We start from the raw sequence: 11,395 nt of genomic DNA on the forward strand, positions 1-11,395 counted from the left end.
TCAATTGGAAGCCAGCCTGCAGAGCAGGCTGGCTTTTTTTATGGTAAACCCTCTGGGATAGCGACCTGTTTCTGCCAGCACCCACTCCCGATCATGCCCCCGAAAAAGGCCGCCATCGGGTCCGGTTTTAGACCCGGTAAACTGGTTAATAGATCAACCCAGGGGGGGAGTTGCGTGGCCTCAATCTGACTGACCGATCGGAAAAAACGATACTGGACCCAAAGCAGAAAGCGCTGCCACCAGACGGTAGGCTTCAGAAAATCCGTGCTTACCCACAAGCCCTGTGGGCGTAACGACTGGTACAACGGCGGCAGAATCGCCGTTTGCAATCGGTGGTTTGTAAACAGGTCCAGAATAAACGGGGTGATAACCACATCCACCTGATCGTCGATGCGTACGGCGGTTTCGGTTCCGATTCGGAAATCAACGCGGGGGGAGTTTCGGACTTTTTGGCGAGCCAATGCCATCATGGCGGGCGAAGCGTCGATATAAATAACCGTTCGGGGATTACAAATAGCCAGCACCCGCGCCAACAGCCAGCCGGAGCCTCCGCCAAAAATCAGAATATCCGCACGCGGAGGGATGCGCGTAAGCCAGTGTGCCTGAGCCACTCGCAATGCATTCCCAAAAACCATCCGGGAGAGCGCATCGTAGAACGGGGCAACCACATCAAAACCGCTATCGATCGGCTGGTTTCTTTTCGGCATCGTATACGGAGACGAACGGGTCAATGATTTGAAAAGTCAATTTTAACGAATGTTAATGACTTTATAGAGGGCTGTTCGTCTAAGTGTAACAACGCATCGAACCGATCAGATTATGAAGCCATGTTTATGCATCGTTTTTAGGCTATGCCTGTTCGTGGCGATTGAGACAGCCGCTGTCGCTCAGACCAAGGCACCGTCCCAATCGGACGAACAACCGGCCAGCCTGGCCATTCGGGTCGGGTTAGCCCAATTATATGGCGATTTAAAAGATCAGGTTTCCAGGCCGTTTGGTGGAGCAACCCTGATCGTTCCGGTGACTAAAATCATTTCAGTGGAAGTTCCGGTTGATTTTGGCGAATTGCAGGCCGAACAGGAAGAGTTTTATCATTCGTTTGCCAAGGCACAGTTTGTTCAGGGGGCTGTTGCGGCATCGGCCGACGTTCTCCAGTTGTTTAAGTCCAACCTGCGTTTGGTCGAAATAAGGCCGTATGCGGGTGGGGGACTTCTTTTCTTCCGGGCTCAGGCCTACGATCTGAAAACCGGCCAATTGCAACGATTAACCAATAATGAAAACAGCCACCGGACCCGCGACGGCATTGAAACGCGCGGTAAGCCGGGGATTAAACGTACGCATGAATTGGTGTGGTTGGTTGGGTTACGCGGCTCCACGGCTTTGTCGCGCCGGATGAGTGTGTTTGGTGATGTTCGGTTCAACCTCGTACGGACGGATAAGCTGGATGCCACCCTGGACAACAACAACGGGGTGATTCAACCCGGTAGCCCGGCATTTACGGAAGGGAACCATTATAAAACCAACAGCCACGATAAATGGGGCTACGTGGCTGTTGGCATAAATATGTATTTTGGCGAGCGGTTTAAGAAAAACCGGTGATTATTTTCCCGTCACGAAATCGGAGTACAGCGCACATTCCCGGATCATGTCCTGTTGAAAACGGGTCTCCTTGTATTGGTCCGAAAGCTTGGTAAAATACCCGGAGTATTGTTTCCGACGCAACGCTTTCATTTCTACGGCAAATGGTGCTGGATCGGTTGAGTAACCGCGCTTGGCATATTCCATTTCCTGCCGGGTACGGAAGGCATTTTGTTCGCAGCGGGCGGCCATGAAACAGGCTTTGGCGGCTAATTCCGGATTTTTTGCCGCAGCCATTGCTTTCTCAAAATAGACCTGAGCGGTTTTGGTGGTATAATAGTCCATTTCGTTTACCTGGTTTAAGGCCGTATTCTGCTGCGGATTTTGTACTTGCTGATACGTATATTGATACAAAACGGGCTCGGATGAACTCCACCGTGCCCGTTGCAAAATCCAGGCATTACCAAACCAACTAAGGTTGAAAGCTCCGCAGCCTAGTTGAAAATAAAGGTTAGCGGCTGCGTCGCCTGAGCTTTCATTCGCCTGATTTTCCAATTCGACCATTTTTTGCAGAAAGGCCGGTGGGGTGTACGGATTTGGCATTTTGCTCTGATGAGGATCGCCGATAAAACTTACCATCAGCGGATTGCTATTGTAATAGGTTTTGAACGGTTCCGACTGCCAGATTTTGGGGTTTACTTTAGCGTAGGCCGTGGCCGCGTCGGCCAGCCTATTTTCGTTGAGCAGCCGTCGGCCTAGCAAAATATACAGATCGTCGTTTGAAAAACCGCTCAACTTGCACAGCCGCCGGTCGAAATCAGTGGGATTTGCCTGAGTGGCGTAATCGACTACCCGCTGAACGGTAGCCGCTGAGGTGGTGTCTTCAATGTCGTACAAATTGGAGTGGCTGTTGAAATAAACTTGCTTCTGGTTAAGTTCTGAAGAGGTTAATGCCGTGAGCAGGAATGCTTTAGCTGTGCTTGGGCCGTCTGGTTCGGCGGTTATTGAACGAGAACAACCCGAAAACCAGCCTTCGGATTTTTTTACGACGGCTTTGCCGTAACCGTACTTAGTAGCCAACTGTTTGCAGGTTTCTACAAACGCATTGGTCATGTAGAAGTTCATGGAGTTTCCAAACTGCTCTAAGTAACCAATCAACTGGTTTTCAATTTCCGGCGTCATGGTTTCGGTCTGGCCCGTAAGCAGCAGCATTTGCTGTAAGGCAATCTGCTGTTTCAGGGCGGGGCGATTAATGGGCTGCTGGGTCGCCAGATCCAGGTGGGTTTTGGCCTCGGCGTAGTTTTTGCCGAGATAGTCCAGGTAAGCGGTGGCCGTGTACCAGAACGCCGGATTTTTTAAAGCGTTGTTTTGCGCCGATTCCAGCGCGAAGGCTCGCAATTGCTGGAAATAATCCGGGGCTTCGTGTTGCCGGTTGACAAACTGAACAGAGTCGGACCGGCTGTTCTCATCGTATGCATAAATGGGAGCGTGATCCTGAAAGAAAAAGTATTCGTTGCGGTTAATTTCCCGTGCCATCACCAGCTCAATCAGCGGGTTTTCCGGATTCAGCCGCACCATTTCTTTCAAAAAGGGCAGTGCATCCTGTTTGGGTTGAATGGCGCAAAGCGCGTAGACAGCTGCTTTTTCATGGTCATTGGTGCAGTACTCCAGGGCTTTTTGCCGGAAGCGAATCCCGTAAATCCGCAGGCTGCTTTCGGCTTCGCGTCGGCGGGAGGGGCAGCGGTCGAACACCTGCGCGAATTCGTAGATAGCCCGGGCTGTATCACCCAGCGCCAGTGTGGCTCCGGCATGACGGCAGTAGGCCCAGTCGCTCATGAACGTTTTCTGGGCCAGGGGCCGAATCAATTGATTGTAAAGCATTTGGCTTTGTTTGTATTGCTTCGCCAGCGCGGCTAGTTTAACCGCCTGAAAACCGTAACGTTCCTTTAAAAACGAATCCTGTGTGCCAGAATACGAGGTTTGGACTTCGTTCAGCAGGGTGGTTAACAGGGCCGTTGAGGTATCATGCGGAGCCGAATCCCGTTCCCAGACGTTGATGGGGCGGGGGGCGGCTGCTTCGGCCCGCCAGGCAAATTTGAGGTACGACAAAGCGGCTGGATTGTTAGCGGAAGCCCACTTGACTAACCCATTTGAGGCACTGTTTTCCTGCTTATACAAAGCCGCAGAGATGGCCGCGGAAGTGACTTTATGCTGAGTAAAGGACTCCCAGGCCCGAATATTTTCATCCGTTGCAACGGAGTCTTTGTGATCGGAGTAAACATCGTCTATCCGGTACAATTGAGGGGTAAAATGGTAAATCTGATCCTGTGCGGACGATTGACTGCTTTCCGGCATGAAGAAACTCATGAACTCGTTGATGTCGTACGTGCTCGGGCCGCAGGCAAAGCCAATCAGGATCGCGAGTGACAGGAGAACACTACGGAGTCGTCTGGAAAAGGGAGTGGAGAAACGCATTGGAATACGGCGAAATGACGGTAGAATCGAGATGATAGAGCGCAAATGTAAGTTTTTGGTTGGTCAATTTCGAGAGCACTCTCCGTTTTCCGGTGGCCAGCTCTTTCGGTTTGCAATCTTCCGCCCGAAATAGGTCACCCCGCCGGATTGAAAAACCAAAAGCCGTGGTATCGCGCTGGGCCACAAAGCGGTTTTCGCCCTCCGATTTCAAAAACGAAAGCGGTCTCAATTTAGTCTGGTCAACCCCATTGAGCAGCGTTAAAAACCGGTTGTTTCGGTATACTACGGTCCAGCGGAACAACGGCAGAACAACATCCAGCGGCAGTGAGTAATGCTCCAGAGAATTGATGTACCGACCGGCTACGTCGAGATCGTAAATTGAATTTCGGGTTTCGGGCCGTTTCCAGTCGCCCATATTATAAAACATTAGCATGCCCCGGTCAACGGGCGGAATACCGGTTTTATCGGGATATTTGATTTGGTGTAGCCTGATCGTGGCGGATAGAACACCCGGATGACAGTTTTTGAGGGCCCGAAGCAACTGAAAGTATTTGTCACGGCTGGATCCACTCCAGTCGCAGTCCAGCTGAATTTCTTCGTAGGCAATACCGTTCTGCTGACTGATCTGACGAATTTTTCGGGCCAGGTTTTCGGCCAGTGCCGGGATGGCCGACGCCGGGCAGCGGATGAGCGTCTGATTGGTAATGAACACCACCGGCACGATGGTCAGCCCGGTGGGGCGGCTGGCAAATCGGATAACTGCCTTGGGAGCTGCCGACTGTGTTTCAGAATCCCAGTCGACATCGAAAAACCGTACGTACAGTTTTCGGATGGAGAGCCGTTTGAGAAGTTGAAGTTCGGCGCGCGAAGGCCGGTAGGTCGTTTGCCAGTAATAAAAAGCCGGACTCAGTTGTTTGGATTCGGGGGATTGGCAGGCAAACGGAAAGAAAATTAGCAGGATAAAAACCGTTGACGCCCAGTTACTGCTAAAAAAGTGCAACCTTTTGCTGCCGGATGAGTCATAAAAAGAAAAGACACGAGCCATGAAAACCTTTGTAAGTACCCTCATTCTTACGGTCATTCTCGGCTGTCAGGAACATAGCCCCGCACCGGTGACCGTGCCGGAGTGCATTCAGGAAATTATTGAACGAATACAAAAAGAAGACTCCTGGAATCCGCCCGCAAAGATATACCGGTATGATTATAAAGATCAGGATGCCTATTACATTCCGGCTCACTGCTGTGATTTTCCAAGTATGGTCATTGTAGATTGTCGCTTATTTTGCGCACCGGATGGTGGTTTTACCGGAAAGGGAGATGGCCGCTGTCCCGAATTTCTGAAAGAAGCGCAAAATCCGGTGTTGATTTGGGAAGACAATCGTAACTAAGAAGCAATTTTGTGTTTCCGCCGAAGAAACGCGCGTAGGCTCCTTCGGCGGAAACGCACAACTGCTACGGTTTTGGGGGGGGAGCCGACTCGCTGGGACTTTGTACGGTTTTGGTCGTTTTTCCTTCGAGTACCAAAGCGTTGTCGAACAGCGTAATATTGACGGCTTTTTCCGAGAAATTCTGAACGCTCACTTCCGATTGCGTCACTTTTACTTCCAGTAAGGCACCCCGAAAGCGAACTTTAAAGGCCAGCGATTCCCAGTTGTCCGGACAGTTGGGTTTCAAAAGGACCTGCTCGTTTTTGATCCGAAAGCCACCAAATCCCTTGACAACCGCCAGCCAGGTGCCAGCCATTGACGTGATGTGACAGCCATCTTCGGTATCGTTGTTGTAATCGTCAAGGTCCAGCCGGGCGGTGCGAAGGTACATTTCGTACGCTTTTTCCTTCCTGTCCAATTGTGACGCCAATACGGAATGCACGCAGGGAGAGAGCGACGATTCGTGGACCGTCATCGGTTCGTAAAAATCGAAATTTCGGCGCAGGGTTTCCAAATCGAAGTCGTCTTCGAAAAAGTAAATGCCCTGCAATACGTCGGCTTGCTTAATGAAACACGACCGCAAAATCCGGTCCCACGACCAGTGCTGGTTCAGCGGTCGTTGTCCTTTCGGAATGTCGCTGACGGGCATCAATTCCTTGTCCAGAAATGACTCCTGTTGCAGAAACACCTGACGGTTTTCGTCATACGGAAGGTGAATATTGTCAACGATGTGCTGAGCGGTTGCAATTTCTTTTTCCTCGCGGAAGTGAATACGGTCGCACAACTCGCTGAATTTCTCGGGGTTCAGAGCCTTAACTTTGGCTACGGTTTCGATGGTATAGCGCAATGTCCAGGCCGCAATGTAGCTGGTGTACCAGTTATTATTGACATTGTTTTCGTATTCATTCGGCCCCGTAACACCCAGCATAACGTACTGTTGCTTAGCTTCCGACCAGTTGACACGCTGGCTCCAGAAGCGGCTGATGGCGATGAGCACTTCCAGCCCGTAGTCGACTAGGTACTGTTCATCGCCGGTGTAGCGGACGTAATCGTAAATAGCATAGGCAATGGCGCCGTTGCGGTGAATTTCCTCGAAGGTAATTTCCCACTCATTATGGCATTCTTCGCCGTTCATGGTTACCATCGGATACAGCGCAGCCCCGGCTTTAAAACCGAGTTTTTGGGCATTTTCGATCGCTTTTTCCAGGTGTTTATACCGATACAGTAGCAAATTGCGGCTTACTTTCTGATCGGCAGTAGCCAGGTAAAACGGCAGGCAGTAGGCTTCGGTATCCCAGTACGTGGAGCCGCCGTATTTTTCGCCGGTAAACCCTTTGGGGCCAATGTTCAGCCGTTCGTCTTCGCCCGTGTAGGTTTGGTTGAGTTGGAATATACAAAACCGGATTCCCTGTTGGGCCGCCACGTCGCCTTCGATGGTAATATCGTTCATTTTCCACTTGTCGGCCCAGGCCTGGCGTTGCTCGATCAGCATCCGGTCGAACCCCTTGCTGGTAATTCGCTGGATGTATTTATGAGCTTCCGACACCAGGTGATCTGTGTCGTAGTTGAGCGACGATAGGTTGACGGCGTACTTGTAGATAATCGTTTCCTGACCCTGCCGGCAATCGAGCGTCAGGCGGTTCGCCACGTATTTCTCCTTACGGATCGGCTGCGATTGAAAATCAACTCGGGCTCCGTTTTGTTCAATCTCGACGCACATGCCCGAGCAGACGTGGAAACCGGTTTTGCGGGTCCGAAGTTCAATAAAAGCTTCGCCGTAGCCGGTCTCCTTCCGAACGTCGTCCCAAAAGGTTTCGTCGTAGTTCGAATCCCGGTTGCGGATATTGCCGTCAATGTAGGGTTCAATCGTTATTTTGGCGTCGAAGTTCAGCGGTGTAAGGCTGTAGCGGATGGCACCGGCTTCGTCGTCAACAATGGAACAAAACCGCTTGGCATTGACCTGCAGCTCTTTTCCACTTTTCAGAATGGCAACGAATGACCGTTCCAGATACCCTTCCTGCATGTTCAGTACCCGCCGAAAATCACGGACTTCGCAGGTTTGTAGATCGAGGGTTTCGTACTCAATTGTAATATCAATCCCGATCCAGTTGGCGGCATTCAACACTTTAGCGAAGTAATCGGGGTAGCCATTTTTCCACCAGCCAACCCGGGTCTTGTCGGGGTAATAGACCCCCGCAACGTAGTTGCCCTGGAGGGATTTGCCCGAGAAATATTCTTCAAAATTACCGCGCTGGCCCATACGCCCATTGCCGAGACTCATGACACTCTCGGTTATTTCGTTATAAGATCGGTTGAATCCTTCTTCAACAATGAGCCAGGGATCGTGCTTCAAATACTGTTTCATTCGGTATTACTAGTTAATGAAAATCCGGTGAGACAAAGCAATCGGACAAAACCGATCAAGGTTTACGGGTGGCAGAGTAAGCCTGTTGCACCCGCAAGGCCTGGTTAAGGTGTCGTTCGGTGTGGGCAATGAGCATTAAAAAAGCATCGCCTACATTGATTTTAAGCCAGTTGCCGAATAGCGTTGGCATGGGTGTCTGGTTCCAGTCGAGGTACGGCGCTTTGTCGAGCAGGTCGTGCAAAAGCTGTTGCAGTTCCACAAATTGAGCCATCACATCCCGTGGGTTCAAATCGGGGCGGGGTTTCATAAATGACACCGTCGGTAGCTTCATTTTTGTTTTGGGGTCAACCATATGCCGGAGCAAGCGCCCCGATACGCTCGACTGAAGCGACTGATCGGTTGGATTGCTCTGAACCAGCCCGAGGTCGTCCACTCGTTTCTGAAGGTTGCGGATATAAAACCGTTCGGCCAGATTCAGGTGCTGCAAACACTGGGTAATGCTCCATTGCCGGGTGTCGGGTTTCCAGTTCAATTGCTCGTCGGATAAAGGGCGGAATTCACGTTCGACTGTTTCCAGAACGGTTCGAATTCGTTGTTGTATCTGGTGAGCGGTTTCCAGTTTTTGCATCGGAGAAGTCAATAGCGTTGGTTTAATGGCGTAGGGGACAAATAGACGCAAAGTTTCGTAAGCTCAACAGAGCGTGGCCGAAGTAAACCTGGCCGGTTTTCAAGGCCGGCCAGGGTTTACTTCGGCCAACGTAAAGACCTCCGACAAGGTCAGATTTGCCAGCGAAGGAACCACCAGATCGGCTTGCGTTAAAACCGTAGGCTCGCCAATCCCGATCGCCAGCATGTTGCCACGTTTGGCAGCTTCAATGCCCGCTACGGCGTCTTCAAACACAACGCATTGGGAGGCATCGGCGCCCAGCTCGGCGGCTCCTTTTAAAAACACCTCTGGATCGGGTTTTCCGCGCACGATCTTGGTACCGTCGATGATGGCGTCAAAATCGTTGAGCATACCGATGCGTTCCAGAATCAACCGGGCGTTTTTACTGACCGACCCCAGGGCCGTTTTCAGTTGGGCGGCTTTTACCTGAGCAAAGAAATCAAGTACACCGGGCAGAATGTTGGCGGGTGTCATTTGCGAAACCAGCTCGAGATACCATTCGTTTTTTTGGGTGGCCAGCTCGGTTTTCTTCTCGTCGGAAAGCGTCAGCCCACCGTGTGCCAGAATGATGTCCAGCGATTCGGTGCGGCTGATGCCTTTCAGTTGTTCGTTGAATTCTTCCGAAATATCGAATCCGAGGGTATTGGCCATGCGTCGCCAGGCCTGGTAGTGAAAAATGGCGGTATCGACAATGACCCCATCCAGGTCAAACAGTAGGGCTTTTATAGGCATTGGGTGATTCGTTGTGTCAGGTTGTGGGTTGCAAGAAAGCGATAAAAATAGATTTATCAGCGACCGGGCGCGGGTTTATCGAAGCCGGATTAGTTGCTGAGTTCCAGAACAACAGCAGTTTTGGCCGGTAATTTCAAGGCCGATAGGGAGGGTGCCGGTTCGCCCGTCAGCACATTGCGGGCTTTGGTAAACCCCGCCATTCGTTCGGCAAAACGGCTGGTTTCCAGTTCGATTTCCTGATCCGTAGAATTGGTGGCAATCATCACGGTTTTCGAGTTGTCATAACGAAAATAAACATACGTGCCATATTGGGGCACATACTGCATCAGGCAACCCGAATGCAGCGCGGGCGTGTTTTTTCGGTACTGCGCCAGCTTCTTTACAAAATCAAACGCTTCATTTTCCTTTTTGTTCCGGCCTCCGGCGGTAAACTTGTTTTCTTTATCACCCGGAAAACCGCCCGGAAAGTCCCGGCGGACCTCGGCATCCGACGGGTTTTTGGTATTTTTCATCAACACTTCCGTGCCGTAGTACCAGGACGGAATTCCGCGGGTCGTCAGCAACCAGGTAACGCCCATTTTGTATTTGTCGAGGTCTTCGCCAATGACGGACAAAAACCGGTCGGTGTCGTGGTTATCCAGGAAGGTGACCAACTTCTGCGGGTCAGTATACAAACCGTCGGCGGTCAGAGCCTGGTAAAACCGGTTAACGCCGGTATCCCATCCAAAATCTTCCCGCAAGGCTGCGTTGGTAGCGTCGTAGAGGACAAAATCCAGCCCGCCCGGTTGATTGGATTTGAACGGCTGATCGATTTTATTTTTAACGAAAAAGGCCTGGGCCACCGGATTGCTGACCCACGATTCTCCGAAAATATGGATTTTCGGAAATTCCGTTAGCAGGGCCTGATTGCAGCGGTTCAGGAAGTTTAGATCATTGTATTTGTAGGTATCAACCCGCCAGGCATCCAGCGAAAATAGCTCCGTCGACCAGATGGCGTGTTGGATCAAATAGGTAGCCAGGAACGGGTTCCGCAGGTTCAGGTCGGGCAGGAATGGGGTAAACCAGCCGTTGAGTAGCACGTTCCGGTCCGACGCGGAAGCATACGGATCGTACAGGGCCTGTTCCTTGTGTGAACTGCCCGTGTAACTCGGCCACCGGTTGAACCAGTCTTTGAACGGTTGATTTTTATACAGCCAGTGGTCGTCGCTGACGTGGTTGTAGACCGCATCCTGCACGAGTTTCAGGCCCCGCTGGTGGAGGGATTGGGCAAATCGTTGATAGCCGTCATTGCCGCCCAGGCGTTTGTCGATCTGGTAATGGTCGGTAAAGTGATATCCGTGGTAGCCGGCCTGCATCCGGTCCTTCGCTTCCTGTTTCAGGGTTTCATCGTTTGCCAGAACCGGTGTCATCCAGATGGCCGTAACGCCCAGTTCCTGCAAATAATCGAGGTGGTTGGTGATTCCCTGCAAGTCGCCACCGTGCCGTAAGTGCGGAATGGAACGGTCAACTTTTGCGTCGAGCATATCCGGAAAGGCGTCGTTGGTCGGGTCACCGTTGGCGAAGCGGTCGGGCATGAGCAGGTAAATGAAATCGGCGGACGAAACGCCTTGTCCCTTCGGTGGGCCGGTGCGGGGTTTCAGCTCGTAGGAGCGCGTGATGGTTTGAGAACCCTTTTTCCCGACGAGCCGGAACGTTCCCGGTTTGGTTGCCGCCGAAACCGTTAGGTCCAGAAAGACAAAATCCGGGTGCTCGGCTTTATGGGTTTTAACCAATTTAACCCCGGGATAACTGATGCTGTATGTCAACGAACCGGCGTTGGGACCGTAAACCATCAATTGCAGGTTCCCATTTTTCATCCCAACCCACCAATTCGTTGGGTCAATGCGTTGAATGGAAGGCAGCTGTGCCAACAGACCACCAACGGCAACGTGAAGCAGCAGGAACGGTAAAATAATAAAACGTTTCATACAGGTTAGCCAGGCAAGAAAGCGGTTAAAATATGTCAATATAAAGAAATTGTTTTTATTTTATCAGTAGTTTCGGCCAATGTCGTTGAATCTGACCGATTGGACCGGGCTGGCATTCGTAAATTTGTATCTTGCCCGGGAAGGCAGACATCATTGTCCGCAATTCGTTATCAATTAACCGCAA

General features: G+C 51.3%; 9 protein-coding genes. 2 read left to right on the forward strand and 7 right to left on the reverse strand.

Translation table 11 applies throughout. The annotated features are described in order from the left end of the window. Window positions 1–38: 38 nt before the first annotated feature. Complete coding sequence (locus tag ACYVH9_RS24715; protein ID WP_460639099.1) at window positions 39–707, reverse strand: class I SAM-dependent methyltransferase; 669 nt, start codon at window positions 705–707, stop codon at window positions 39–41. A gap of 112 nt (window positions 708–819) precedes the next feature. On the opposite strand from ACYVH9_RS24715, the gene ACYVH9_RS24720 reads away from it, so the two are divergent. After that, window positions 820–1,599: a hypothetical protein gene (locus tag ACYVH9_RS24720; RefSeq protein WP_460639100.1), complete on the forward strand. Its 780-nt coding sequence runs from the start codon at window positions 820–822 to the stop codon at window positions 1,597–1,599. On the opposite strand, the gene ACYVH9_RS24725 is transcribed toward ACYVH9_RS24720, so the two are convergent. Continuing rightward, window positions 1,600–4,053: a hypothetical protein gene (locus ACYVH9_RS24725; protein ID WP_460639101.1), complete on the reverse strand. Its 2,454-nt coding sequence runs from the start codon at window positions 4,051–4,053 to the stop codon at window positions 1,600–1,602. It abuts the gene before it with no gap. After that, entirely contained in the window at window positions 4,016–5,098 is a 1,083-nt protein-coding gene (locus ACYVH9_RS24730) for a hypothetical protein (protein WP_460639102.1), read from the reverse strand. The genes ACYVH9_RS24725 and ACYVH9_RS24730 overlap by 38 nt, the downstream gene beginning before the upstream one ends. On the opposite strand from ACYVH9_RS24730, the gene ACYVH9_RS24735 reads away from it, so the two are divergent. Further along, the gene (locus ACYVH9_RS24735) at window positions 5,097–5,441 is read left to right on the forward strand and encodes a DUF6970 domain-containing protein (RefSeq protein WP_460639103.1); all 345 of its coding nucleotides are present in this window, start codon (window positions 5,097–5,099) and stop codon (window positions 5,439–5,441) included. The genes ACYVH9_RS24730 and ACYVH9_RS24735 overlap by 2 nt on opposite strands. 64 nt (window positions 5,442–5,505) lie before the next feature. Here ACYVH9_RS24735 and ACYVH9_RS24740 read toward each other — a convergent pair whose 3' ends face one another. The 4 genes from ACYVH9_RS24740 to ACYVH9_RS24755 all read right to left on the reverse strand — a co-directional run bounded on the left by ACYVH9_RS24740 (window position 5,506) and on the right by ACYVH9_RS24755 (window position 11,211). After that, window positions 5,506–7,845, reverse strand: a complete 2,340-nt coding sequence (locus tag ACYVH9_RS24740) for a glycoside hydrolase family 65 protein (protein WP_460639104.1) — start codon at window positions 7,843–7,845, stop codon at window positions 5,506–5,508. Between the two features lie 55 nt (window positions 7,846–7,900). Then, a complete protein-coding gene (locus tag ACYVH9_RS24745) occupies window positions 7,901–8,473 on the reverse strand; it encodes a DinB family protein (protein WP_460639105.1) in 573 nt (190 codons plus the stop codon). Between the two features lie 99 nt (window positions 8,474–8,572). After that, a complete protein-coding gene (pgmB, locus tag ACYVH9_RS24750; RefSeq protein ID WP_460639106.1) occupies window positions 8,573–9,244 on the reverse strand; it encodes a beta-phosphoglucomutase in 672 nt (223 codons plus the stop codon). A gap of 89 nt (window positions 9,245–9,333) precedes the next feature. Beyond that, on the reverse strand, window positions 9,334–11,211 hold the full coding sequence (locus tag ACYVH9_RS24755; RefSeq protein ID WP_460639107.1) for a glycoside hydrolase family 13 protein: 1,878 nt from the start codon (window positions 11,209–11,211) through the stop codon (window positions 9,334–9,336). Window positions 11,212–11,395: the final 184 nt, after the last annotated feature.

It is taken from the genome of Larkinella harenae (assembly GCF_054780515.1).